Annotated in this window: 27 protein-coding genes; 14 read left to right on the top strand and 13 right to left on the bottom strand. The window is 63.4% G+C overall.

The window, feature by feature from the left end:
• The first annotated feature begins 31 nt into the window (after positions 1–31).
• Positions 32–943 carry an RNA polymerase sigma factor RpoH gene (gene rpoH, locus LB528_RS04725; protein WP_224510662.1) on the top strand — a complete coding sequence of 304 codons (912 nt, stop codon included), beginning with the start codon at positions 32–34 and terminating at the stop codon, positions 941–943.
• Between the two features lie 231 nt (positions 944–1,174).
• Here rpoH and LB528_RS04720 read toward each other — a convergent pair whose 3' ends face one another.
• The 3 genes from LB528_RS04720 to LB528_RS04710 form a co-directional block, all read right to left on the bottom strand.
• Positions 1,175–1,834 carry a peroxiredoxin gene (locus LB528_RS04720; RefSeq protein WP_224510665.1) on the bottom strand — a complete coding sequence of 220 codons (660 nt, stop codon included), beginning with the start codon at positions 1,832–1,834 and terminating at the stop codon, positions 1,175–1,177.
• A 197-nt stretch (positions 1,835–2,031) separates the two neighbouring features.
• On the bottom strand, positions 2,032–2,397 hold the full coding sequence (locus tag LB528_RS04715) for a cell division protein ZapA (RefSeq protein WP_140755654.1): 366 nt from the start codon (positions 2,395–2,397) through the stop codon (positions 2,032–2,034).
• A 4-nt stretch (positions 2,398–2,401) separates the two neighbouring features.
• Positions 2,402–2,674 (bottom strand): DUF4164 domain-containing protein, encoded by a 273-nt coding sequence (locus LB528_RS04710; RefSeq protein ID WP_023763725.1) that lies wholly within the window; start codon positions 2,672–2,674, stop codon positions 2,402–2,404.
• A 261-nt stretch (positions 2,675–2,935) separates the two neighbouring features.
• On the opposite strand from LB528_RS04710, the gene tkt reads away from it, so the two are divergent.
• The 6 genes from tkt to LB528_RS04680 all read left to right on the top strand — a co-directional run bounded on the left by tkt (position 2,936) and on the right by LB528_RS04680 (position 11,627).
• Positions 2,936–4,927, top strand: a complete 1,992-nt coding sequence (gene tkt / locus LB528_RS04705) for a transketolase (RefSeq protein WP_224714000.1) — start codon at positions 2,936–2,938, stop codon at positions 4,925–4,927.
• 143 nt (positions 4,928–5,070) lie between these two features.
• Positions 5,071–6,081 (top strand): type I glyceraldehyde-3-phosphate dehydrogenase, encoded by a 1,011-nt coding sequence (gene gap, locus LB528_RS04700; protein ID WP_224510669.1) that lies wholly within the window; start codon positions 5,071–5,073, stop codon positions 6,079–6,081.
• A gap of 158 nt (positions 6,082–6,239) precedes the next feature.
• The gene (locus LB528_RS04695; protein WP_224510670.1) at positions 6,240–8,129 is read left to right on the top strand and encodes a potassium/proton antiporter; all 1,890 of its coding nucleotides are present in this window, start codon (positions 6,240–6,242) and stop codon (positions 8,127–8,129) included.
• Positions 8,130–8,289: 160 nt separating this feature from the next.
• Positions 8,290–9,486 (top strand): phosphoglycerate kinase, encoded by a 1,197-nt coding sequence (locus LB528_RS04690; protein WP_224713999.1) that lies wholly within the window; start codon positions 8,290–8,292, stop codon positions 9,484–9,486.
• Positions 9,487–9,603: 117 nt separating this feature from the next.
• Positions 9,604–10,629: a class I fructose-bisphosphate aldolase gene (locus tag LB528_RS04685; RefSeq protein ID WP_224510676.1), complete on the top strand. Its 1,026-nt coding sequence runs from the start codon at positions 9,604–9,606 to the stop codon at positions 10,627–10,629.
• Between the two features lie 257 nt (positions 10,630–10,886).
• Complete coding sequence (locus tag LB528_RS04680) at positions 10,887–11,627, top strand: DUF899 domain-containing protein (protein ID WP_224713998.1); 741 nt, start codon at positions 10,887–10,889, stop codon at positions 11,625–11,627.
• 80 nt (positions 11,628–11,707) lie between these two features.
• On the opposite strand, the gene LB528_RS04675 is transcribed toward LB528_RS04680, so the two are convergent.
• Positions 11,708–11,887 carry a hypothetical protein gene (locus tag LB528_RS04675; protein WP_040985195.1) on the bottom strand — a complete coding sequence of 60 codons (180 nt, stop codon included), beginning with the start codon at positions 11,885–11,887 and terminating at the stop codon, positions 11,708–11,710.
• Positions 11,888–12,065: 178 nt separating this feature from the next.
• On the opposite strand from LB528_RS04675, the gene LB528_RS04670 reads away from it, so the two are divergent.
• The 3 genes from LB528_RS04670 (at position 12,066) to LB528_RS04665 (ending at position 13,302) form a co-directional block, all read left to right on the top strand.
• Complete coding sequence (locus tag LB528_RS04670; RefSeq protein ID WP_224510681.1) at positions 12,066–12,230, top strand: hypothetical protein; 165 nt, start codon at positions 12,066–12,068, stop codon at positions 12,228–12,230.
• Between the two features lie 208 nt (positions 12,231–12,438).
• Entirely contained in the window at positions 12,439–12,564 is a 126-nt protein-coding gene (locus LB528_RS30155) for a hypothetical protein (RefSeq protein ID WP_263483911.1), read from the top strand.
• An 18-nt stretch (positions 12,565–12,582) separates the two neighbouring features.
• Complete coding sequence (locus LB528_RS04665) at positions 12,583–13,302, top strand: helix-turn-helix transcriptional regulator (RefSeq protein WP_224510683.1); 720 nt, start codon at positions 12,583–12,585, stop codon at positions 13,300–13,302.
• 71 nt (positions 13,303–13,373) lie between these two features.
• On the opposite strand, the gene LB528_RS04660 is transcribed toward LB528_RS04665, so the two are convergent.
• The 3 genes from LB528_RS04660 to LB528_RS04650 all read right to left on the bottom strand — a co-directional run bounded on the left by LB528_RS04660 (position 13,374) and on the right by LB528_RS04650 (position 15,771).
• Positions 13,374–14,072 carry a DUF1013 domain-containing protein gene (locus LB528_RS04660; RefSeq protein ID WP_224713997.1) on the bottom strand — a complete coding sequence of 233 codons (699 nt, stop codon included), beginning with the start codon at positions 14,070–14,072 and terminating at the stop codon, positions 13,374–13,376.
• Between the two features lie 255 nt (positions 14,073–14,327).
• Complete coding sequence (locus LB528_RS04655; RefSeq protein ID WP_071074868.1) at positions 14,328–14,468, bottom strand: DUF1127 domain-containing protein; 141 nt, start codon at positions 14,466–14,468, stop codon at positions 14,328–14,330.
• A gap of 295 nt (positions 14,469–14,763) precedes the next feature.
• Positions 14,764–15,771, bottom strand: coding sequence for an NAD(P)H-quinone oxidoreductase (locus LB528_RS04650; protein WP_224713996.1), 1,008 nt, complete (start codon positions 15,769–15,771; stop codon positions 14,764–14,766).
• A gap of 111 nt (positions 15,772–15,882) precedes the next feature.
• Here LB528_RS04650 and LB528_RS04645 point away from each other — a divergent pair, with 111 nt between their 5' ends.
• From LB528_RS04645 to LB528_RS04635, 3 genes are all read left to right on the top strand, one after another.
• Positions 15,883–16,077, top strand: coding sequence for a DUF1192 domain-containing protein (locus tag LB528_RS04645; RefSeq protein WP_040998812.1), 195 nt, complete (start codon positions 15,883–15,885; stop codon positions 16,075–16,077).
• Positions 16,078–16,169: 92 nt separating this feature from the next.
• On the top strand, positions 16,170–17,417 hold the full coding sequence (locus tag LB528_RS04640) for an MFS transporter (protein ID WP_224713995.1): 1,248 nt from the start codon (positions 16,170–16,172) through the stop codon (positions 17,415–17,417).
• 32 nt (positions 17,418–17,449) lie between these two features.
• Positions 17,450–17,725, top strand: a complete 276-nt coding sequence (locus LB528_RS04635) for an ArsR/SmtB family transcription factor (protein ID WP_040998815.1) — start codon at positions 17,450–17,452, stop codon at positions 17,723–17,725.
• Positions 17,726–17,790: 65 nt separating this feature from the next.
• Here LB528_RS04635 and LB528_RS04630 read toward each other — a convergent pair whose 3' ends face one another.
• The 4 genes from LB528_RS04630 to LB528_RS04615 all read right to left on the bottom strand — a co-directional run bounded on the left by LB528_RS04630 (position 17,791) and on the right by LB528_RS04615 (position 20,221).
• The gene (locus LB528_RS04630; protein WP_224713994.1) at positions 17,791–18,285 is read right to left on the bottom strand and encodes an SRPBCC family protein; all 495 of its coding nucleotides are present in this window, start codon (positions 18,283–18,285) and stop codon (positions 17,791–17,793) included.
• A gap of 11 nt (positions 18,286–18,296) precedes the next feature.
• Entirely contained in the window at positions 18,297–18,632 is a 336-nt protein-coding gene (locus tag LB528_RS04625; protein WP_095767344.1) for an ArsR/SmtB family transcription factor, read from the bottom strand.
• Between the two features lie 6 nt (positions 18,633–18,638).
• On the bottom strand, positions 18,639–19,295 hold the full coding sequence (locus tag LB528_RS04620) for a glutathione S-transferase family protein (RefSeq protein WP_224713993.1): 657 nt from the start codon (positions 19,293–19,295) through the stop codon (positions 18,639–18,641).
• Positions 19,296–19,393: 98 nt separating this feature from the next.
• Positions 19,394–20,221 carry an alpha/beta fold hydrolase gene (locus LB528_RS04615; RefSeq protein WP_224713992.1) on the bottom strand — a complete coding sequence of 276 codons (828 nt, stop codon included), beginning with the start codon at positions 20,219–20,221 and terminating at the stop codon, positions 19,394–19,396.
• 87 nt (positions 20,222–20,308) lie between these two features.
• On the opposite strand from LB528_RS04615, the gene LB528_RS04610 reads away from it, so the two are divergent.
• Complete coding sequence (locus tag LB528_RS04610) at positions 20,309–20,827, top strand: winged helix-turn-helix transcriptional regulator (protein ID WP_224713991.1); 519 nt, start codon at positions 20,309–20,311, stop codon at positions 20,825–20,827.
• A gap of 169 nt (positions 20,828–20,996) precedes the next feature.
• On the opposite strand, the gene LB528_RS04605 is transcribed toward LB528_RS04610, so the two are convergent.
• Together LB528_RS04605 and rpmF are read right to left on the bottom strand one after the other, a co-directional pair.
• Positions 20,997–21,398 carry a hypothetical protein gene (locus LB528_RS04605; RefSeq protein WP_224713990.1) on the bottom strand — a complete coding sequence of 134 codons (402 nt, stop codon included), beginning with the start codon at positions 21,396–21,398 and terminating at the stop codon, positions 20,997–20,999.
• Between the two features lie 230 nt (positions 21,399–21,628).
• Positions 21,629–21,811, bottom strand: coding sequence for a 50S ribosomal protein L32 (rpmF, locus tag LB528_RS04600; protein WP_006203806.1), 183 nt, complete (start codon positions 21,809–21,811; stop codon positions 21,629–21,631).
• Positions 21,812–21,884 lie beyond the last annotated feature (73 nt).

Here is a 21,884-nt window from a genome sequence, read left to right as displayed (position 1 = left end):
GCATTCACTCCAAAGAGAGAGGGGCGCTATCATGGCCCAATCATTACCCAGTATCGTTTCCGGTGAAGGCGGTCTCGCCCGTTACCTGGAAGAAATCCGCCGCTTTCCGATGCTTCAGCCGCAGGAAGAGTACATGCTCGCCAAGCGTTATGCCGAGCATCAGGACACGTCGGCTGCCCACAAGCTCGTCACCAGCCATTTGCGGCTCGTCGCCAAGATCGCCATGGGCTATCGCGGCTACGGCCTGCCGATTGGCGAGGTGATCTCGGAAGGCAATGTCGGCCTCATGCAGGCCGTGAAGAAATTCGAACCGGAGCGTGGCTTCCGGCTCGCCACCTATGCCATGTGGTGGATCAAGGCCTCGATCCAGGAATACATCCTGCGCTCCTGGAGCCTGGTCAAGATGGGCACCACCGCCAACCAGAAGCGTCTGTTCTTCAACCTGCGCAAGGTGAAGGGCAAGATCCAGGCGCTCGACGAAGGCGATCTGAAGCCCGAGCAGATCAGCGAGATCGCCACGCGCCTCAATGTTTCCGAGGCCGAGGTGGTGTCCATGAACCGCCGCCTGTCGGGCGACGCTTCGCTCAATGCCCCGATCCGGGCGAGCGAAGGCGAGTCCGGCGAATGGCAGGACTGGCTGGTCGACGACCATGAAAGCCAGGAAGAGATGCTGATCGAGCAGGACGAGCTGGAAAACCGGCGCTCCATGCTGTCGGGCGCTCTGTCAGTGCTCAACGATCGCGAGCGGCGCATCTTCGAGGCGCGTCGCCTGGCCGAAGAGCCGTTGACCTTGGAAGAGCTGTCGGCCGAGTTCGACATCAGCCGCGAGCGCGTGCGCCAGATCGAGGTGCGCGCCTTCGAGAAGGTGCAGGACGCGGTCAAGGCCGCCGCCAAGCGCCAGACCCAGGCGCTGCGCACCATCGAGGCGCAGCCGGCGGCGTAACAAGCTCGAAATCGAAAGAAAGAGGCGGCGCATTGGCGTCGCCTTTTTTTATTTGGCGAAAGCGGCGACCAGCCCCTTTCTCCGCGGGGAGAAATGTCCGGCAGGACAATGAGGGGCAGCGCCGACGCTGCAAGGTTGTGGTTCAGGCAACAATCGCTTCAAAGGGCCGGCGCGCCGCCCCTCGTCCGCCCTTCGGCACCTTCTCCCCGTGGAACGGGGAGAAGGAAAGGCTCAGGCCGTCGGCTGCTTGGTCTTCCTGAGGTAAGGAAGAACCGTCTCATACGCCCCGAAACGCTTGATCGCATCCTCATTGGAGACGGCGGCGGTGATGATGACGTCGTCGCCCTGCTTCCAGTTGGCCGGCGTCGCCACCTGGTGCTTGGCAGTCAGCTGGATGGAATCGATGACGCGCAGGATCTCGTCGAAGTTGCGGCCCGTGGTCATCGGATAGGTCAGCGCCAGCTTGATCTTCTTGTCCGGGCCGATGACATAGACCGAGCGCACGGTGGCGTTGTCGGCCGGCGTGCGGCCCTCCGAGCTGTCGCCGGCGCCCGCCGGCAGCATCTCGTAAAGCTTGGCGACCTTGAGGTCTTTATCGCCGATCAAAGGATAGTTCACCGTCTGGCCGGTAGCGGTCTTGATGTCGGCCTGCCACTTCTCGTGGCTCGACACCGGATCGACGGAAATGCCGATGATCTTGACGTTGCGCTTTTTGAACTCGCCTTCCAGCCCTGCCATCGTGCCGAGCTCGGTCGTGCAGACCGGCGTGAAGTTCTTCGGGTGGCTGAACAGCACCGCCCAGCCGTCGCCGATCCATTCATGGAAATTGATCGTCCCTTGCGTGGTCTCGGCCGTGAAGTCCGGCGCAATATCGTTGATACGAAGGCTCATGACGTGTTCCCTACCCTTGTGACATGCCGCCGGCATGGGCCAACCCCATCGGCGGCTTAGCCTTCTATACCGCCGCACGGTCCAGTTCAAAAGACTTGTGTCTGTCAGCGTGATCGAGGGAGCGGAAAAATTTCGTCTTTTCCTGGAAATGACACGCGGAATTTCCGCGACGATGCTGGGAGGCTGGATGAAGCGGCTTAAGCCTTCTTTATCGCCAGCGTTGCCGTGAGGTCTTCCATGCGCTGCGCAAGCGCCGCGAGCGCGGTGGTGAGCACGCTGTCGCTCTTGTCGGCCTTAGTCAGCGCCTCGTCGCGCGTCTTGCGCAAGGTGAGCACCTCGCTCTCCATGCCCTTGACGCGCTTGGTGAGCTCAGAGAGCTCGTCCATAACCATGATACCTGCCATGACGGTAAGCCTCTGGTCGCCGATCTCGCCGAAGGAATCCTTCAGGTGCGAGACATAGCGGTCGAAGCGCTCGGCAAGGTCGATCAGATGCTCTTCCTGGCCCTCGTCGCAGGCCATCCGGTACTGTTTGCCGTCGATGGAAACGGTGACCTGTGCCATTGCCTTACCTGTCCAGAACCGCGCGGATGGTTTCCATGGCGGTCACCAGCCGCCGCGACACTTCCTTGTTGGCATCTTCCAGCCGCTCGGCGCGCGCTTCGGAATTGTCGAGCTCCTGCGCCAGGCGCGAACGGTCGGCGTTCATGCGCTGCACCTCGGCCTCGGCTTCCGAATAATCACGCTCATGCTCTAGCTTCGCCGCAACGGCGTTTTCCAGCCCTTCCATGGCCTTGCCCAGCCTGGCGATGACTTCCTTGAGGGTCGTTTCCCCGGTCATGGCCTTCGTCCTATGCCCTGCCCATCACCGAATCGCACGCGTTCAGAACGCGTTACCTCGGAAAGATTAGGCCCCGGGTGAAGGGCGCGTCAACAAAGCTCTCGCGACTGTCCCCCGCTATCGCTAATGTAGACGCTCGATGCCATCACAAGCCCGGCAAAATCCGTCCCGATTTGTTGACTAAAAGGCCGCGCCTGCTATGTGTCGCGGCATCCTTTTCCAAGGGTTCTCCCCAGGCTCCAACTCACTTCCGGAGGAAGCATGACCTCGCGTGAACAACATGATCGGATGGCCAACGCGATCCGTTTCCTTTCCATGGACGCCGTCGAGAAGGCGAATTCCGGTCACCCTGGCCTGCCGATGGGCTGCGCCGACATCGCCACGGTGCTGTTCAGCCGATTCCTGAAATTCGACGCCAAGGCGCCGCATTGGGCCGACCGCGACCGCTTCATCCTGTCGGCAGGCCACGGCTCGATGCTGCTCTATTCGCTCCTCTACCTCACCGGCTATGAGGACATGACGATCGACCAGATCAAGAGTTTCCGCCAGCTCGGCTCCAAGACCGCCGGCCATCCCGAATACGGCCATGCCGCCGGCATCGAGACCACCACCGGCCCGCTCGGCCAGGGCCTTGCCAACTCGGTCGGCTTCGCGCTCGGCGAGCGCATCATGAACGCCGCCTTCGGCAACGAACTCGTCAACCATTATACCTATGTGCTGGCCGGGGACGGCTGCCTGATGGAAGGCGTCTCCCAGGAAGCCATCGCGCTGGCCGGGCATTTGAAGCTCAACAAGCTGATCGTCTTCTGGGACAACAACAACATCTCGATCGACGGCCCGGTCTCGCTGGCGGACAACACCGACCAGGTCGCCCGCTTCCAGGCCTCGGGCTGGAACGCCAGCCACATCGACGGCACCGATCCGGAAGCGATCGCCTATGCTATCGAGGCGGCGCGCCATTCCGACAAGCCGACGATGATCGCCTGCAGGACCACCATCGGCTTCGGCGCCCCGACCAAGGCCGGCACCAACAAGGCGCATGGCTCGCCGCTGGGCGCCGAGGAAATCGCGGGCGCGCGCAAATTCTTCAACTGGGACTCGCCGCCCTTCGAAATTCCGGCCGACATCCTCGAGGCCTGGCGCGCCATCGGCAAGAACGGCGCCAAGGCGCGCGCCGACTGGGAAGGCCGCCTGGCCACGGCCGAGCCGAAGCTCAAGGCCGAGTTCGAGCGCCGTCTTGCCGGCAAGCTGCCCTCCAACTTCGACGCCGTCATCGGCGACTACAAAAAGAAGCTGTCGGCCGACAAGCCGAAGGTCGCCACCCGCAAGTCGTCGGAAATGGCACTGGAAGTCATCAACGGCGCGGTGCCGGAAACCATCGGCGGCTCGGCCGACCTCACCGGCTCCAACAACACCAAGACCAGCCAGACCAAGAACATCACGCCCGACGATTACGGCCAGCGCTATGTCCATTACGGCATCCGCGAGCACGGCATGGCGGCTGCGATCAATGGTCTCACGCTGCATGGCGGCCTGATCGCCTATGGCGGCACCTTCCTGTGCTTCTCCGACTATGCCCGCCCGTCGATGCGCCTGGCCTCGCTGATGGGCATCCGCTCGATCTTTGTCATGACGCATGATTCGATCGGCCTCGGCGAGGATGGCCCGACCCACCAGCCGGTCGAGCATCTGGCCGCACTGCGCGCCATCCCGAACCACAATGTCTTCCGTCCGGCCGACGCAGTCGAAACCGCCGAGTGCTGGCAGATCGCGCTCGAATCCGAAAAGACGCCCTCGACCCTGGCGCTGACCCGCCAGAACCTGCCGACCGTGCGCACCGAGCATTCGGCAAGGAACCTCTCCAGCCAGGGCGCATACGAGCTTGCCGCCGCCAGCGGCGAGGCCGTGGTGACGATCTTCGCCACAGGCTCCGAGGTCGAGATCGCGCTTGGCGCGCGCGACCTGCTCGAAAAGCACGGCCATCCGACCCGGGTCGTCTCGGTGCCCTGCTTCGAGCTGTTCGACCGGCAGAGCGACGATTACCGCAAGAAGACCATCGGCAACGCCAAGGTGAAGGTCGCGATCGAGGCCGGCATCCGCCAGGGCTGGGATCACCTGATCGGCACCGACGGCATTTTCGTCGGCATGCACGGTTTTGGCGCCTCCGGCTCGATCGAGCAGCTCTATCCTCATTTCGGTATCACTGCCGAGGCCGCGGCCAAGGCGGTGGAAGCCCGCCTGCACGGCAACTAGGAATTGGCTCAGCCCGGATCGTCGATTGACGATTTGCCGGGCTGGACCAACCTAATCGATTTAAATGCGACCTTCTGCGGCTGGATTCTTGCGCCTTCCGCCGTTATGAAACTGCGGACCCATCCGCCCCAAGGGAGAGAACAATGACCGTCAGAGTTGCCATCAACGGATTTGGCCGCATCGGCCGCAACATCCTGCGCGCCATCCATGAATCCGGCCGCAAGGACATCGACGTGGTCGCCGTCAACGACCTCGGCCCGGTCGAGACCAATGCGCACCTCTTGCGCTACGACAGCGTGCATGGCCGCTTCCCGCATGAGGTGACCGTCGACGGCGACCAGATCTCAGTCGGCAAGGAGAAGTTCAAGGTCACCGCGATCAAGGATCCGACCCAACTGCCCTGGAAGGAGCTCGGTGTCGACATCGCGCTCGAATGCACCGGTATCTTCACCGCCCGCGACAAGGCCGCCGCGCATTTGACCGCCGGCGCAAAGCGTGTGCTCGTCTCGGCCCCGGCCGAAGGCGCCGACCTCACCGTCGTCTACGGCATCAACCACGACAAGCTGACCAAGGACCACATCGTCATCTCGAACGCGTCCTGCACCACCAACTGCCTGGCGCCGCTGGCGGCCGTGCTGCACGAGACCGTTGGCATCGAGAAAGGCATGATGACGACGATCCACTCCTACACCGGCGACCAGCCGACGCTGGACACCATGCACAAGGACCTCTACCGCGCCCGCGCCGCGGCGCTGTCGCAGATCCCGACCTCGACGGGTGCCGCCAAGGCGATCGGCCTTGTCCTGCCCGAGCTCAAGGGCAAGCTCGACGGCATTTCGATCCGCGTGCCGACCCCGAACGTCTCGGTCGTCGACTTCAAGTTTATCGCCAAGCGCTCGACCACCGCGCAGGAGATCAACGAAGCGGTCATCGCCGCATCCAATGGCAAGCTGAAGGGTGTTTTGTCGGTCACCCATCACCCGAACGTGTCGATCGACTTCAACCACGACCCGCATTCCTCGATCGTGGCGCTCGACCAGACCAAGGTCATGGACGGCAACTTCGTTTCGGTCCTGTCCTGGTACGATAACGAATGGGGCTTCTCGAACCGCATGGGCGACACCGCCGTCGCTTTCGGCAAGACCATCGCCTGATCCAGGGTTCATTCGGAGTTTTGAAACGCCCGGCTTGGCCGGGCGTTTTTTGTTGGCCGGCTGAGCCAAAAAACATCCTGCTGCCTTGCACTGGTCATGTCTTCGCCCCACTCTCCCGTAAATCGAGAAATGAGAGGGACTTGGAGGGGCAATAGCGGATGGAGCATGCGATATATCTCGTGACGCTGGTCGGCACGGCGCTCATTGTCGCCGCCGCGTTTTCGAGCCTGATCGCCTTCCGCTTCGGCGCTCCTTTGCTGCTCCTCTTCCTCTGCATCGGCCTTGCCACCGGCGTCGACGGGCTCGGCATCGAATTCGACAATGCGCGGCTGGCCTATTTTGCCGGCTCACTGGCCTTGGCCATCATTCTATTCGATTCCGGTTTCGGCACGCCGCTCAACGCGCTGCGCCAGGCGGCCGGGCCGGCGCTGTCGCTGGCCACGATCGGCGTTATCCTCACCACCGGCATCTTCAGCGTCGCCGCTTCGTATTTCCTCAACCTCAGCTGGCTGGAATCCTCTCTACTTGGCGCCGCTGTCGCGTCCACCGATGCGGCCGCCGTGTTCTTCCTGCTGCGCGCCGGCGAAATCCATCTGCGCGAGCGCGTGCGCTCGACCCTCGAAGTGGAATCCGGCACCAACGACCCGATCGCCATCTTTCTCACCATCACGCTGGTCGAGAGTATCGCCGCGCATGCCAACCCGGAAGCCAATGTGCTGGCCACCAACCTTTTGCTCGGTTTCCTCGCCAATATGGGGCTCGGCGCCATTATCGGCGTGCTCGGCGGCTTTGGCATCGTGCGCCTTGTCGAGCGGCTCAATCTCGACCACGGCCTGTTGCCGATCTTCGTGCTGACGCTCTCGCTGATGGTGTTCGCGGCGGCCGGCGCCATCGGCGGCTCGGGCTTCCTCGCCGTCTATCTTGCCGGGCTGATCGCCGGCAATTCCGACATCCGTGCCGTCACCATCCTGAAGCGCTTCCAAGACGGCATGTCGTGGCTGGCGCAGATCATCATGTTCCTGATCCTCGGCCTGTTCGCCACGCCCTCGCAATTCCCCGAAATCCTCGTGCCGGCGGTCCTGCTCGGCCTGTTCCTGATCTTCGTGGCGCGGCCTTTGGCCGTCTGGCTCTGCCTGATCCCGTTTCGCCTGCCGCGTCCCGAAGTCGCCTTCGTCTCGTGGGTCGGCCTGCGCGGCGCGGTCTCGATCCTGCTCGCCATCACGCCGTTGCTTGGCGGGCTCGAGCATGGCCGGCTGATCTTCAATGCCGCCTTCATCATCGTGCTTGTCTCGCTGGTGGTGCAGGGCTGGACGGTCGGGCCGCTGGCGCGGCGCCTCGGCCTGATCGTTCCTGCGCGGCTCGGGCCGCTGGACAAGGTGGAGCTCGAATTGCCGGGCTCGGCGCATCACGAGCTGCTTGCCTATCGCGTCGCCCCCGGCAGCCCGGTGGCGCGCGGCGAGCGCATCCCGCGCTGGGCAAGGCCTTCGCTGGTGCTGCGCGACGGCCGTTCCATGCGCTTCCAGGACATGGGCCGGTTGGCGGCCGGCGATCAGGTCTACATCTTCGTGCCGGACCGCTACCCGCGCCTGCTCGACAAGCTTTTCGCCAGCCGCGCCGTGGTCGATCCGGAGGATGCTGACTTCTTCGGCGCCTTTGCCGTAGATCCCGCTCGATCGGCGGCGGAGCTGGAAGCCGCCTATGCACCGGGGCTGACCGAGGCCGAACAGAAGCTCACCGTCGCCGCGCTCGTCACCGAGCGGCTCGGCGGCCACGCCGAATATGCCGACCGCGTGATGATCGGGCCGATCGAGCTGATCGTGCGCGATGTCGACGAGAAAGGCAGGATCACCGGGCTTGGCCTGTCCTTCGAGCCAACCGCGCCGGTGGCTCGCGTGCCGGTTTTCCTGAGCGCCGGCGAGATCGCCGATCGTATAGCCGCAATGATCCGCGGCTGGCGTAAGCCGGCGGAACAACAGCCGGCCGAGGACGTGCCGAGCGACAGCGTGGCGCCTGGACCGGACGCACAGAAGGCAACCGGCGAAAGCTGATGTCTCACGCCGACATCATTTTTGCGCGCGCGCTGCAACGCGGCCCTTGCATCGTCCCCGGTGCCGGGTAAGGTCGCCGCGTTTTCGCTAAAGCAATTCCAGGAAAAGTGTGGGCGGTTTTCCGTCCGGAATTGCGTCAAGGCACCAGGAAGGAACGACCATGGCCGGCTTCAAGACACTCGATGATATCGGCGCCGTCGGCGGCAAGCGCGTGCTGGTGCGCGTCGACCTCAACGTTCCCGTCGCTGACGGCAAGGTGACCGACGCCACCCGCATCGAGCGCATCGCGCCGACCGTCGCCGAACTCTCGAAAAAAGGCGCCAAGGTTATCCTGCTGGCGCATTTCGGCCGCCCCAAGAATGGACCGTCGGCCGAGTTCTCGCTGGAGCCGATCGCCCGCGCGACGGCGGAAGTGCTTGGCCGCCCTGTCGGCTTTGCCGCCGACTGTATCGGCGACAAGGCTGCCGAGGCCGTCGCCGCCATGAAGGACGGCGACGTGCTGCTGCTCGAGAACACCCGCTTCCACAAAGCCGAGGAAAAGAACGAACCGGCCTTCACCGAAAAGCTCGCCGCCAATGGCGACATCTATGTCAACGACGCCTTTTCGGCCGCGCATCGCGCGCATGCTTCGACCGAAGGCCTGGCGCGCCACTTGCCGGCCTATGCCGGCCGCACCATGCAGGCCGAGCTCGACGCGCTGGAAAAGGGCCTCGGCAATCCGGTACGGCCGGTGGTGGCCATTGTCGGCGGCGCCAAGGTCTCGACCAAGATCGACCTTTTGATGAATCTCGTGAAGAAGGTCGACGCGCTGGTGATCGGCGGCGGTATGGCCAACACCTTCCTGGCCGCGCGCGGCACGGACGTCGGCAAGTCGCTGTGCGAGCATGACCTCGCCGGCACCGCCAAGCAGATCATGATCGAGGCGGCCGAAGCCGGCTGCGCTATCATCCTGCCCACTGACGGCGTGGTCGCCAAGGAATTCAAGACTGGCGCGCCCAGCGAGACCGTCGCCATCTCGGACGTGCCGGCCGACGGCATGATCCTCGACGTCGGCGCAAAGACCGTGCAGAGCGTCAACGACTGGATCGACCGCGCCGCGACGCTGGTCTGGAACGGTCCGCTCGGCGCCTTCGAGATCGAGCCCTTCGACCGCGCGACGGTGGCGGCGGCAAAGCATGCGGCGGCGCGCACCAAGGCAGGCAAGCTTGTCTCGGTCGCCGGCGGCGGCGACACGGTGGCCGCGCTCAACCACGCCGGCGTCGCCGACGACTTCACCTATGTCTCGACCGCCGGCGGCGCCTTCCTCGAATGGATGGAAGGCAAGCCGCTGCCCGGCGTCGAGGTGCTGAAGCGGTAAACAGTCCGAGACCGGGCAAAGCCCGCGCGGCTTTCAATCGATTCTAGCTTTCCGGCGTCATTCCTTTGGCGGTAGTGTTCTGCTAGCGCGGAATAAACGCAGCGTAGGAGAGCACCCATGAGCGAACGTCTCGAAGATATCGCCGCCGCGATGGTGAGCGGTGGCAAGGGCCTTTTGGCCGCCGATGAGAGCTCCGGCACCATCAAGAAGCGTTTCGACGTCATCGGCGTCGAGTCGACCGCCGATAACCGGCGCGACTATCGCGAGATGATGTTCCGCACCAAGGAGGCAATGACGAAATACATCTCCGGCGTCATCCTCTATGACGAGACCATCCGCCAGAAGGCCGCCGACGGCACGCCGCTGGTCGACATCATCAAGGCGTCCGGCGCCATTCCCGGCATCAAGGTCGATCTCGGCGCCAAGCCTCTCGCCGGCTTTCCCGGCGACACTATCACCGAGGGTCTGGACGGGCTGCGCGAGCGGCTCGCCGACTATTACAAGCTCGGCGCCCGCTTCGCCAAATGGCGCGCCGTGATCGACATCGACACCGGCAAGGGCGTGCCCTCGGCCAATTCGATCGCCTCGAACACCCACGCGCTGGCCCGCTATGCCGCGCTCTGCCAGGAAGCCGGCATCGTGCCGATCGTCGAGCCGGAAGTGCTGATGGACGGGGCGCATTCGATCGACACCTGCTACGACGTCTCCAAGGCGACGCTGGTCAAGCTCTATGACGAACTCTACGCGGCACGTGTCGTGCTCGAAGGGTCGATCCTTAAGCCGAACATGGTCATCTCCGGCAAGAAGTCGGGCAAGACCGACGCGCCTGAGGAAATCGCCGAAAAGACGATAAAGCTGTTCCGCGAAGTGGTGCCGGCGGCAGTGCCCGGCATTGCGTTCCTCTCCGGCGGCCAGGAGGACGAGGAGGCGACCGCGAACCTCAACGCCATCAACGCCATCGGACCGCACCCTTGGAAGCTCACCTTCTCCTATGGCCGCGCGCTGCAGGCCGCGCCGCAGAAGGCGTGGAGCGGCAAGGCCTCGAACATCGCCGCCGGCCAGGCCGCCTTCACCCACCGCGCCCATATGAACCATCTGGCGGCGCTCGGGAAATGGCAGCCGGCACTGGAAAAGGCCGCCTGACGCCAGCCTTTCGCATCACACGCAAAGCCCGGGCCAGCGGCCCGGGTTTTGTTTTTTGCCGACAGGATTCCTACCTGATGCAGCGAAACGGCGGCGGCCGATGCATGTCGCCCAAAAGCGCGTGCCGGTTTGGGAATACGACATGCATAAAAACGAAAACATAAAGCGCGTCGCCTGAATTCCTTTCAGCGCGACGGGCTTTATGTCGGATCGCGCCCATGTCGAACGTCCTTGGCAGGAGAGGACAGGAGATGGTCATGCAACGCAATGCCGTGGTTTCGCGCGAAGACTGGTTCGAGGCGCATCGCAAGCATCTGGAACGCGAGAAGGAACTGACAAAGTTCCGCGACCTTATTGCCGCCGAACGGCAGCAACTGCCCTGGTTCAAGCTGCGCAAGGATTATGTCTTCGAGAGCGAGGCGGGGCCGAAACGCTTGGCGGAGCTGTTCGCGGGCAAGAGCCAGCTCATCGTCTATCATTTCATGATGACGCCGGGCTCCGACCACCGCTGCGAGGGCTGCTCGTTCCTCGCCGACCATATCGACGGCGCAAACCAGCACCTGAAGCATCATGATGTTTCATTGGTCGTCGTCTCGCGCGCGCCGTTGGCCGAGATCCTGCCCTATAAGCGGCGCATGGGCTGGAAGTTCGACTGGATGTCGTCCTATGCCTCAGACTTCAACTTCGACCTGCAGGTCTCCTTTACCGACAGGCAGATTGCGGCGCGCGAAACCACCTACAATTTCGAGAAGCGCCCGTTGCGGTCGAAGGACCTGCCCGGCACAAGCATCTTCTATCGCAACGAGTGCGGCGACATCTTCCTCACCTTCATGTCGCGCGCCCGCGGCGGCGACGCGCTGATCGGTGCTTATCATTATCTCGACATGACGCCCAAGGGCCGCAACGAGACCGGCCCCTATCACGGACTGATGGACTGGGTGCGTCTGCACGACGAATACCAGGACAAGGCCAAGAACCGGCCGGACTGCTGTGCGTGACCGCATCGTTCACGTCAGCCCAAACGTGCGCTAGGTCAGGACGCGCCACTCGCGGGCCGTGCTGACCCGAACATGGAGGCCTACGCCCAGTGCCCAAGCACCGCCGCCAGCGAGATCGCTGCCATCGCCAGCAGCGCCAGCTTCCAGAAATCGCCGCGCCGCTTCAGCCCCGGCCAGCCCAGCGGTTTGATGACCTGGATCAGCATGATGCCGATGATGACTAGGGCGAGCAGTTTCGTCATGCCGCCTTTGACCAGCATCGACGGCGGCTGTCAAAGCTGTTCTCAAGGCACACCTCGGTCGGAACAGAAATCGGGTTGATTTGCACCCTTCGAGAGGCGCCACACCGCTTTCTTCGGCACCCTGCCAACCTCCTGACAGACTGCTGTCAGGAGAGGTGTGAGATACTCTTCTCATCAAAAAGAGAGGAGTGAGGTCATGAACGGTTTTACCATTCTGCGTAGCGTGCAGCACTATGTCGGCAGGATCCGCACCGTGCGCAACGAGATCCGCACCCAGCGTTTCCTGAACAACTTGCCGGCGGACATCCGCAAGGACATTGGCTGGCCGGACCTTTACACCGGCCGCATACGCGAAAACTGAAATTTTGCCGCCGCGACTTGGATTGTGGCGCTGCCGCGCCCAGATGTAATGCCGCCTAGTGATGTCGAGTTCAGGGAATGAAGCCTTGTTTGCTGATGGTTTCGCCATAGCCTCCTGACAGTATGTTGTCAGGAGGCCTGCGATAATTAGAACGGCTTCGATCCTGACAACAACGAATATGATCCCGACGATCCGGAGTAATCCGCGTATGGTGAAAAGCTGGAACGACACGCTGAACACGCCGGGCATCAACGGCATCAAGCCGTCGCCGCGACTGTCCTTCGGGACGAAATTCGTTGCCGCGCAGCGCAAGCGCGAAGGGCTGAAGCCATAAACCCCGGGGGAGAAATCGATGCGCCGCGCCGACAGGCTTTTCCAGATCGTGCAGCATTTGCGGGGTGGCCGGCTGGTCACCGCGCAGAAGCTCGGCACGTGGCTCGAGGTTTCCGAGCGCACCATCTACCGCGACATAGCCGACCTGCAGTCGACGGGCGTGCCGATCGATGGCGAAGCGGGCGTCGGCTACATGATGCGGGAGGGTTTCGATCTTCCGCCGCTGATGTTCACGCGTGACGAGATCGTGGCGCTGGTTGCCGGCGCCCGCATGGTGCGCGCCTTCGGCGGCGCCGCGATGGCGAGGGCCGCCGACGAGGCGCTGGTCAAGATCGGCGCCGTGCTGCCCGACTCGGAAAAGGACCGCATCGCCCGCACCGAGATCCACACGCCGATGTGGGTGGTGAGCGACGCCGCGCGGGAAGCGATCGACCTGATCGAGCGCGCCATCGAGAAGCGCCAGGTACTGACCATCGACTATTCGGACGAAGCCGGCCGCGGCACCGCGCGCGATATCAGGCCGTTGGGTCTGTGGTTCTGGGGCAAGGTCTGGACCCTGGTTGCCTGGTGCGAGATGCGCGATGATTTCCGCGCCTTCCGCATCGACCGCATCGCCTCGGTCGTCATTGCCGGCCGCATCTTCAAGCCGGAGCGCGGCAAGCAGCTCGCCGATTTCTACCGCGCCGTCGAGCGCAGCGAGGATTACGGCATGGCGCCCGACCGCGCCGCGCGGACGTGACTTCCTCCCAAGCCACTGTCCAATAAAAAAGCCCGCTTCGAGCGGGCTTTTTTATTTGGACGCCGGGAGGCTTACTCCTGATCGTCGTCTTCGTCCTTGTCCTTCGACTTGAGCGCCGAGAGCTTGGCGAAGACGGCGTTGGCGTCGAGCTCCTGATCCTCGTCCTTCGGCTTCTCGGGCGCGGGCACCAGCCGTTCGGTGAGCGCGGCGGGCAGCAGCGTGTCGCCGGCGGGCTGCGGCTGCTCGCGGCCGCGCGAGGCGCGGTTGACCTCGAGGTCGAGATCGATCTGCGAGGTGAGGCCGAGCGTCACCGGATCCATCGGCTGCAGATTGGCCGAATTCCAGTGCTTGCGTTCGCGGATCTGCTCGATCGTCGACTTGGTGGTGCCCACGAGACGGGCAATTTGCGCGTCCTTGAGCTCGGGGTGGTTGCGCACCAGCCACAGGATGGCGTTCGGCCGGTCCTGGCGCTTCGACAGCGGCGTGTAGCGCGGGCCCTTGCGCTTTGATTCCGGCACCCGCACCTTCGGCTCGGACAGCTTCAGCCGGTAATTGACGTCCTTCTCGCCGCGCGCGATCTCGTCGCGCGTCAGCTGCCCGGTGATGATCGGGTCCATGCCCTTGATGCCCTGCGCCGACTCGCCGTCGGCGATCGCCTTGACCTCGAGCGGATGCAGCCCGCAGAACTGCGCGATCTGCTCGAAGGAGAGCGCGGTGTTGTCGACCAGCCAGACGGCGGTCGCCTTAGGCATCAGCAGCGTATTGGCCATATCAAAAATCCTTCTCGTTCGCCCGCGTTCCCGCGCGGGCGGTGGTTTTAGAGCCACCAAAATGGGAAATTCGCGGCCTGTATAAACGCTCCCTCCAATTTTCGCAATGTTTTTGGGAAGGGCCCGATTCACGGCCCTAAAAAGACAAAGCCCGCTGGACGAGGTCCAGCGGGCTCGGAACCGGAAACGAAGCAAGCGTCTCGACGGCTCTGGCTTGCATGTCCCAGCCCGGCCTTGCGGTCGGGCTGCGTCTGATTACACCGCCTGGCGGGCGATGCGCTCGATGTCGGCACGGTTGATGCCGAGGTCGCTCAGCTGGCGGGCGTTGAGCTTGTTCAGCTCGCGCACGGTCTCGTTGTACATGCGCCACTTACGGAAAGCACGGATCGGGTTCATGATAGTTTCTCCAGTCGTTGGTTAAATCGTTTGATGCCGCGTAAATAGGCATGTCTGCCCACAAATTGAACGGACGCTTTTGCATGGCCGCAATGCGTTTTGTGCATTGCACCATTAAGCCTTTATTCAGTTACCCAAAAGGCACGCGGGCGCCGCAGGATGTGCGGAGATTCAGGTCAGGCCGAGACGAAAATGGCAGCTTCCGAGAACCGGAGCGGAGCGTACTTAAGTACGTGAGCACCGGAAGCTCAGGAAGCTGCCATTTGCAGGCGCCTCACCTGAATGTGCGCACATCCTAGCCGACGTCGAGGACGATCTTGCCTATATGCTCGCCCTCTTCCATCCGCTCATGCGCCCGCCAGGCTTCGGTCAGCGGAAAGATCATATCCATGACGGGGGCCACCTTGCGCGTGCCGAGCAGCGGCCACACCTGAGCCTCGAGCGCGGCCGCGATCGCCGCCTTGAACTCGACGCTACGCGGCCTGAGCGTCGAGCCGGTGTGGGTCAGGCGCTTGACCATGAGCGTTGCGAAATTGGTGCTTGCGACAGCGCCGGCCTGCACGGCGATCTGGACGATGCGCCCCTCGACGGCCGCGGCTTCGTAGTTGCGCGCGACATAGTCGCCGCCGACCATGTCGAGGATGACCTCGGCGCCCTTGCCGCCGGTCGCATCCTTGACCGCGGCGACGAAATCCTCCTCGCGATAGTTGATCGCCCGGCCGGCCCCGAGCTTGAGGCAGGCGTCGCATTTCTCCTTGCTGCCGGCGGTGGTGATCACATAAGCGCAGAATGCCGCGGCGAGTTGGATGGCGGTGGTGCCGATGCCGGACGAGCCGCCATGGACAAGCAGCGTCTCGCCCTTCTTCAGGCCGCCGCGCTCAAACACATTGTGCCAGACGGTAAAATAGTTCTCCGGCACGGCGGCGGCTTCCGAATAGGTGAAGCCGGCCGGGATCGGCAGCACGCTGCCGGCATGAACCCTGACATACTCGGCATAGCCGCCGCCCGGCGTCAGTGCGCAGACCCGGTCGCCGATGCGCCAGCGCGATATCTCGTCGCCGAGCACCGCGATTTCGCCGGCCACTTCGAGGCCGGGCAAGTCCGAAGCGCCGGGTGGCGGCGGATAGGCGCCCTTGCGCTGCTGGACATCCGGCCGGTTGACGCCGGCCGCATGCACGCGGATCACCACCTCGCCTGGACCAGGCGCCGGCACGTCGCGCGTTTCCGGCTTGAGCACTCTTGGCCCACCGGGCTGCGAGATCGCGATGGCTGTCATGGTCGCCGGAATCTTCTGACTTGCCATGGCTTGCCGTCTCCTTATGTCGATCTGTTCTCGGCCGTTTGCATCGGCGCCCCTGCCCTATGTATGCTGATTGCCAAATCAGGCAAATGGCCAAGCAAGGGAGAAGCGACGATGGCGATCTTCGACGACGAACCCAGGAAGAAGCCGCGCCCGCACGAGATCGGCCAGGACCTCTCGCTGCTTTCGGTCGACGAATTGTCCGAGCGCATTGCGATGTTGCGCGACGAGATCGCCCGGCTGGAAGAGGCACGGGCCGCCAAGGGAGCCACCAAATCCGCGGCCGAGGCGCTGTTTCGCAGAGGATAGTTCCGCCGGCGCGCCAGTCCGCCCCGGAAAAGCCTGATTGCGACTGCCAGACGCTGAAACACCTGCGCCCGAAATTCCAGCCGGATCAGCCCATGTTTGCAACCTACAGACCGATCCTCTCGCTGCTGCGCGGCACGGCGTTCCTGCTCGCCGCCTCCGGCCTGCACGGGCTGCTCCTGCCGCTGCGCGGCCAGGTGGAAGGCTTTTCGACTGCATCGCTCGGCCTGATGGGCACGGCCTGGGCCGGCGGCTTCGTCGCCGGCTGTTTCTTCGCGCCCCGCCTTGTTCGCCGTGCCGGCCATGTCAGGGCTTTCGGCGCCTTCGCCGCGTCCGGCGCGATCATCGCGCTGCTCACCGGCCTCATCATCGACGAATATGTCTGGATCCTTTTGCGCGCCTTCACAGGCTTCACCATGGCCGGCGCCTTCATGGTGATTGAGAGCTGGCTCAACGAGAAGGCCACCAACGAGAACCGCGGCACCGTCTTCGGTCTCTACATGATGGTCACCTATGCCTCGATCATGGGCGGTCAGATGATCGTCGCCGGCGGCGATGTGCGCTCAGCCTCGCTGTTCATGATCACCGGCATCCTGTTTTGCCTGTCGCTCATTCCGACCGCCGTGTCGACGCAGTCGCATCCGAAGCCCCTGCAGGACGTCAAGCTCGACGTCAAAGGCCTCTACGCCAATTCGCCGGTGTCGGCGGTGGCCTGCCTCCTGATCGGCATCGCCAACGGCGCCTGGGGCACGCTCGGCGCCGTCTATGGCGCCCGCATCGGCATCTCCACCGCCGAGATCGCGCTGATGATGAGCCTTGTGGTCATCGCCGGCGCCGCCATGCAGCTTCCGGCTGGGCGTCTCTCGGACACCACCGACCGCCGCTTCGTGCTGGCCGGCGCAGCCTTCGGCGCGGCGCTGGTCGCGGTGCTGATCTTCCTGTTCGCGCCGCGTTCGGGCGTCTTCGTCATCGTGCTGACCGCCGCCTATGGCGCCTTCGCCTATACGCTCTATTCAATCGCCGTCGCGCATGCCAACGACCACGCGCGCGCCGAGGACTTCGTCAAGGTTTCCGGCGGCCTGTTGCTGCTCTACGGTTTCGGCACGATGATCGGCCCGCTCCTGGCCGCGGCCTTGATGGGTTCGGTGCGTCCGGAGGGCCTTTTCCTTGCAACCGCGCTCGCCCATCTCAGCCTCGCCGGCTACACGCTGCTGCGTATCCGCGCCCGCGCGCCGGTGCCGATCGAAAACCGCGATGCCTTCAAGACGCAACCCGCGGACCGCGCGGTCACGCCCGAGGCAACGCGGCTCGATCCGCGCAGAAAGGTTGAAACCAATGGTTGAGATTCGGAAGACTTTGCCTCACAAATAAAGGCATGATGTTTTCTGACGCCTTCGTGGCGATAGCCGATCCCAATCGGCGCTACCTCTTGGAAGAACTCCGGCGCGGCCCGAAGACGGTGAACGAATTGGCGGCCGGGTTGCCTGTTTCACGCCCGGCGGTCTCCCAGCATCTGAAGGTCCTGCTCGATGCCGGCCTGGTCAACGCCAAGGCCGAAGGCACAAGGCGCGTCTATACCGTCAGCAGCGCCGGCTTCCTCAGGCTCAATATCTGGCTCGACCAGTTCTGGGAAACAGCGCCTGGGGAATAGTCTCTGGCGATTGATGGATGTCGCTCAGAGTGTGCAGCGGTTCTGAGACGAGACAAGGACAGGCATCAAGCCCCAAAGCGCGATGCGCTTTGGCCGGAGCCCTCAGTTCTCAATGCCGTGCCGAGCGCGTCGAGCAATTCGCCGGTGCCGTGCTCGCGGGTGGCCGGTGAGTCGATGTCGTCGAAAAAGGCGCCCTGTTCCGTCAGGATGAGCCGCGTTCCCTTGCCTTCGGCGATGAGCTCGATCGTCGCAAGCGACACGGAGACCCGGGTTTCGCCGAACAAGAGCTCATAGCTGTAGACGATGCGCCGGTTGGGCACGATATCGTGAAAGACCGCGCTGTAGAAATGCATCTGTCCGTCGCTGGGACAGCCGGCATTCACCTCCTTGCCGCCGACCCGAAAATCCATCTCATGCCGGCTGGGCATGGGGTTGTCGGGGTCGAAGAACCAGCGCTTCTTCGCCGTCGGATCGCTCAGTGCGAAATAGACCTTTTCCAGCGCCGTCGGATAGACGCGCTCGATGACGAAGGTGGAATGGACGACGGATCGTTCGCTCATGACAAGACCCTTCAGGTTTCATCTTTCGTTTCAGCGAGGAAATCGCCGAGGCGGTCGAGCCGACGCTCCCAGGCGAGCCGCCGCTCGTTGATCCAGTGCTCGGCCGCCCGAAGCGCCTGTGGCTCGATCCGGCAGGTCCGCACCCGGCCAAGCTTTTCGGTCCGCACCAGGCCGCTTGCCTCGAGCACGTTGAGATGCTGGACGACGGCCGACAACGACATCGCCAACGGTTCAGCCAGCTGGCTGACCGACGCCGGCCCGCGCGACAGACGGTCCACCATCTGCCGCCGCGCCGGGTCGGCTAGCGCCTGGAACATCAGGTCGAGCTGGGCGGGATCGTGGAGCATCTCGCTCTAGCCGTTATTGTACGGAAAGAGCTTGAAGTAAGGTCGCGCTTCCTCGATCACCCGGGCGAAGGACGGGCGCGCGAGCAGCCGGTCGTGGTAGCGTTTCAAGGCCGGGAATTTTTCGCCGAACGGCTCGACCTTGTTGGCGTAGAACAGCGCCGGCGAGGCGGCGCAGTCGGCCATGGTGAAGCTTTCGCCTACGGCCCAGGTTCTTGCCGCCATCTCCTCGTCGACAATGGCGTAGGAGTTGCGCAATTGCGCGCGGGCCTCCTCGACCCCGAACGGATCGGTCTTGTCCGTCGGCCGCAGCCTGTCGCCGACGATCTTCTGCATCGGATGCTGCACGTAGAAATCGTAGAAGCGGTCTGCCTGGCGGACCTGCAGGGCGAGATCGATATCGGCGGGAATGAGCTCGACCGGCCCGGGGTAATGGGCGGCGAGATATTCGACGACGATGGTCGACTCCAGCACCGTGCGGTCCCGCGCATCGTCACGCAGCGCCGGCATCTTGCCGGTCGGCGACACCTTCAGGAAGGCGGCGCGGGAAGCCTCGTCGCCGAGGTCGACAATGACCGGCTCGAACGGCGTGTCGTTCTCGTAGAGCGCGATCAGCGGCTTCCAGCAGAACGAGGCCAGCGGGTGGAAATGCAGCGTCAGGGACATTCCGGTTCTCTTTCGCATTCGGGTAATCGGAGCGATACTGAAGTAATTACTTCACTATTGTTGCGGACGGCTCGAGTCAAGCCGGCGTCTTGCCGGCGCTAGCCGTGTGCGGCGATGGCCTCGATGATCTGCGGCCAGTCGTTGCGGTGCAGTTCGTGGCCACCGCCTTCGACCTTGACCAGTTCTGCGCCGAGAACAGCCTTGGCGAGCGCTTCGCCATGTCCGATCGGGAAGAGCGGATCGGCGCTACCGTGGATGACGAGCAGCGGCACGCGCAGATCCCGCACCGTGCGCTGGGGGCCGCCGCCTTTGAGCAGGAAATGGTTGGTCGCGCTGGCGAGACCGCCGGAGCGGTCGTAATCCTGCTCCATCATCTTGCGCGTCCGCCCCTCATCGAACGGATGGCGAGTGCTGGCAATGGCGCGGGCATCCTTGACCATGAAGTCGAGCACCTGCTCCCGCTTCGACCAGTCGACGTTGCCGCCTTCGGCCGAGTGCTCTTTGTAAGCCTCGGTCGTTCCGGGCAGGGCGGACGTATCGACGCCGAGCGGCGAACAGGAGATCAGGGTGAGCGCGCTGACGCGTTCGGGATATTTCAGCGCCACGCTTTGCGCGAGCATGCCGCCCATCGACATGCCGGCGACATGCACCCTGGCGACGCCATGGTCGTCGAGCACGCGCATGGCGTCGTCCACCATGTCCTCGAACGTGTAGGGCGGCGCGCCCGGTGGATATTTCGTCGACAGGCCGGTGTCGCGGTTGTCATAGCGGATGACGAAGCGGCCGCGCGCGGCAAGTTGCCGGCAGAAGGCTTCCGGCCACCACAGCATCGAGGCCATGGCGCCCATGATCAAGAGGATCACCGGATCTTTCGGGCTACCGAAGCTTTCCGAAACGATGTCGGGGCGCCGCGCCGCGTTGGTCATCTGCTCCTCCTATCCGATTGCATTTTGCAATCAGTTGCACGATAATCAAACCGATATCATAATGCAACTGGTTTTCTGGAGAGTACCATGAGCATCGACCGTCGGTCCGGCTGCCCGATCAATCTGTCGCTCGAAGTCTTTGGCGACCGCTGGAGCCTGATCATCCTGCGCGACATGATCTTCGGCGGCCGGCGCCATTTCCGCGAGTTGCTCAACGGCTCGCTGGAAGGCATCGCCTCCAACATCCTGGCCGACCGGCTGAAACGGCTGATGGAGCTTGGCCTGCTGACCAAGGCCGACGACCCCAGCCACAAGCAGAAGGCGATCTACAGCCTGACCGAGATGGCGATCACCCTGGTGCCCATCATGGCGCAGCTCGGCGCCTGGGGACGCGTCTGGCTGCCGGTCACCGAAGAATTGTCGATCCGCGCCGAGCTGCTCGAAAAAGGCGGTCCGCCGCTATGGGAGCAATTCATGGACGAACTGCGCCATGAGCATCTCGGTGCGCCGTCGAAGACGCCGCCGGGCACGCCAACCGTGCGCCAGCAACTGCGGGCTACCTACGAGGAAGTGGTCGCGCGAAAGGCTGAGGCCGTCACGGCGTGAACACCGCCTATAGCCACAGCGCTGTGGGAGGTGCCGCGATTCAGGTCAGGGCGAGTCGAGAACGATGGCTTCCGAGAACCGGACCGCAGCGTACTTTGAGTACGTGAGCACCGGAAGCGCAGGAAACCGTCGTTCGCAGCCCGGCCTCACCTGAATATCGGCACATCCCTCAGTTTAGGTTTATGTCCCGGCTGGCCGACCGCATCGACACCGAGAAGCCGGCCAGCACGTCGAACAGCGCGATGATCATCAGCGTGAAGAAGACGGAATGCGCCGCGCCCTTCACCAGCAGGAATTCGACCAGAAAGGCGATGAAGACCAGCGTCGACAAAAGATGATCCAGGATCGATGCATTGGTCGTGCGCACCGATTTCGAGATCTCGACGAACAGGAAGATCAGGCCGATCAGCACCATCAGGTCGCCCAGCGTCATCGAGAACACGCCGCCCGACATCATGCGGAAGGAGAACATCTCAGTCATCCACGGATCGTCGCCGCCGCCGAACAATCCCAGCAGGCCGAGATTGTAGAGGACGAAGGGCAGTATCAGCAGCGGAACAGCACCGAACATCTGGGCGACTCCAAGGGAATACCCTTTTGTAAAATCCGCGGCAGGCGCGTCGTCAAGGTTTTTCGCTGGCGCTGGCGAACACGCTATAAGACCTAATGAAATAACGATGTCAGCCGGTTGCCCGATTTTTCTGCAAGGTGCGCAACTCAGGCCTCCATCGACCAGGGCCAGACGCAAAAAGACCGGCCAAAGGCCGGTCTTTTGAAACGTCAGAAACCCTCGGAAGCTTCTCAGCTTTCCTTCGGCTCCAGAACCTGGCGGCCGCGATACATGCCGGTCTTCAAGTCGATGTGATGCGGGCGGCGCATTTCGCCGGAATTCTTGTCCTCGACATATGTCGGGGCCTTGAGGGCGTCGGCCGAGCGGCGCATGCCGCGCTTCGACGGAGAGGTTTTTCTTTTTGGAACGGCCATGGATATGCTCCACTACATGGTCAAAATGCCCCGGCAACCCTCGCGAAAGGGCCGCATCGAGGCCATAATCTGA

Origin of the sequence: Mesorhizobium sp. CA4 (assembly GCF_020165075.1) — a bacterium.
In the GTDB taxonomy this organism is placed as follows: Bacteria; Pseudomonadota; Alphaproteobacteria; order Rhizobiales; family Rhizobiaceae; genus Mesorhizobium.
Note: the sequence above shows the minus strand (reverse complement) of the source record. Positions and strands in the feature narration are given on the sequence as shown.

Excerpts from the sequence above, each read along its gene's own strand:
- rpoH (WP_224510662.1), top strand. The coding sequence starts at position 32 with ATGGCCCAATCATTACCCAGTATCGTTTCCGGTGAAGGCGGTCTCGCC.
- LB528_RS04720 (WP_224510665.1), bottom strand. The coding sequence starts at position 1,834 with ATGAGCCTTCGTATCAACGATATTGCGCCGGACTTCACGGCCGAGACC.
- LB528_RS04715 (WP_140755654.1), bottom strand. The coding sequence starts at position 2,397 with ATGGCACAGGTCACCGTTTCCATCGACGGCAAACAGTACCGGATGGCC.
- LB528_RS04710 (WP_023763725.1), bottom strand. The coding sequence starts at position 2,674 with ATGACCGGGGAAACGACCCTCAAGGAAGTCATCGCCAGGCTGGGCAAG.
- tkt (WP_224714000.1), top strand. The coding sequence starts at position 2,936 with ATGACCTCGCGTGAACAACATGATCGGATGGCCAACGCGATCCGTTTC.
- gap (WP_224510669.1), top strand. The coding sequence starts at position 5,071 with ATGACCGTCAGAGTTGCCATCAACGGATTTGGCCGCATCGGCCGCAAC.
- LB528_RS04695 (WP_224510670.1), top strand. The coding sequence starts at position 6,240 with ATGGAGCATGCGATATATCTCGTGACGCTGGTCGGCACGGCGCTCATT.
- LB528_RS04690 (WP_224713999.1), top strand. The coding sequence starts at position 8,290 with ATGGCCGGCTTCAAGACACTCGATGATATCGGCGCCGTCGGCGGCAAG.
- LB528_RS04685 (WP_224510676.1), top strand. The coding sequence starts at position 9,604 with ATGAGCGAACGTCTCGAAGATATCGCCGCCGCGATGGTGAGCGGTGGC.
- LB528_RS04680 (WP_224713998.1), top strand. The coding sequence starts at position 10,887 with ATGCAACGCAATGCCGTGGTTTCGCGCGAAGACTGGTTCGAGGCGCAT.
- LB528_RS04675 (WP_040985195.1), bottom strand. The coding sequence starts at position 11,887 with ATGCTGGTCAAAGGCGGCATGACGAAACTGCTCGCCCTAGTCATCATC.
- LB528_RS04670 (WP_224510681.1), top strand. The coding sequence starts at position 12,066 with ATGAACGGTTTTACCATTCTGCGTAGCGTGCAGCACTATGTCGGCAGG.
- LB528_RS30155 (WP_263483911.1), top strand. The coding sequence starts at position 12,439 with ATGGTGAAAAGCTGGAACGACACGCTGAACACGCCGGGCATCAACGGC.
- LB528_RS04665 (WP_224510683.1), top strand. The coding sequence starts at position 12,583 with ATGCGCCGCGCCGACAGGCTTTTCCAGATCGTGCAGCATTTGCGGGGT.
- LB528_RS04660 (WP_224713997.1), bottom strand. The coding sequence starts at position 14,072 with ATGGCCAATACGCTGCTGATGCCTAAGGCGACCGCCGTCTGGCTGGTC.
- LB528_RS04655 (WP_071074868.1), bottom strand. The coding sequence starts at position 14,468 with ATGAACCCGATCCGTGCTTTCCGTAAGTGGCGCATGTACAACGAGACC.
- LB528_RS04650 (WP_224713996.1), bottom strand. The coding sequence starts at position 15,771 with ATGGCAAGTCAGAAGATTCCGGCGACCATGACAGCCATCGCGATCTCG.
- LB528_RS04645 (WP_040998812.1), top strand. The coding sequence starts at position 15,883 with ATGGCGATCTTCGACGACGAACCCAGGAAGAAGCCGCGCCCGCACGAG.
- LB528_RS04640 (WP_224713995.1), top strand. The coding sequence starts at position 16,170 with ATGTTTGCAACCTACAGACCGATCCTCTCGCTGCTGCGCGGCACGGCG.
- LB528_RS04635 (WP_040998815.1), top strand. The coding sequence starts at position 17,450 with ATGATGTTTTCTGACGCCTTCGTGGCGATAGCCGATCCCAATCGGCGC.
- LB528_RS04630 (WP_224713994.1), bottom strand. The coding sequence starts at position 18,285 with ATGAGCGAACGATCCGTCGTCCATTCCACCTTCGTCATCGAGCGCGTC.
- LB528_RS04625 (WP_095767344.1), bottom strand. The coding sequence starts at position 18,632 with ATGCTCCACGATCCCGCCCAGCTCGACCTGATGTTCCAGGCGCTAGCC.
- LB528_RS04620 (WP_224713993.1), bottom strand. The coding sequence starts at position 19,295 with ATGTCCCTGACGCTGCATTTCCACCCGCTGGCCTCGTTCTGCTGGAAG.
- LB528_RS04615 (WP_224713992.1), bottom strand. The coding sequence starts at position 20,221 with ATGACCAACGCGGCGCGGCGCCCCGACATCGTTTCGGAAAGCTTCGGT.
- LB528_RS04610 (WP_224713991.1), top strand. The coding sequence starts at position 20,309 with ATGAGCATCGACCGTCGGTCCGGCTGCCCGATCAATCTGTCGCTCGAA.
- LB528_RS04605 (WP_224713990.1), bottom strand. The coding sequence starts at position 21,398 with ATGTTCGGTGCTGTTCCGCTGCTGATACTGCCCTTCGTCCTCTACAAT.
- rpmF (WP_006203806.1), bottom strand. The coding sequence starts at position 21,811 with ATGGCCGTTCCAAAAAGAAAAACCTCTCCGTCGAAGCGCGGCATGCGC.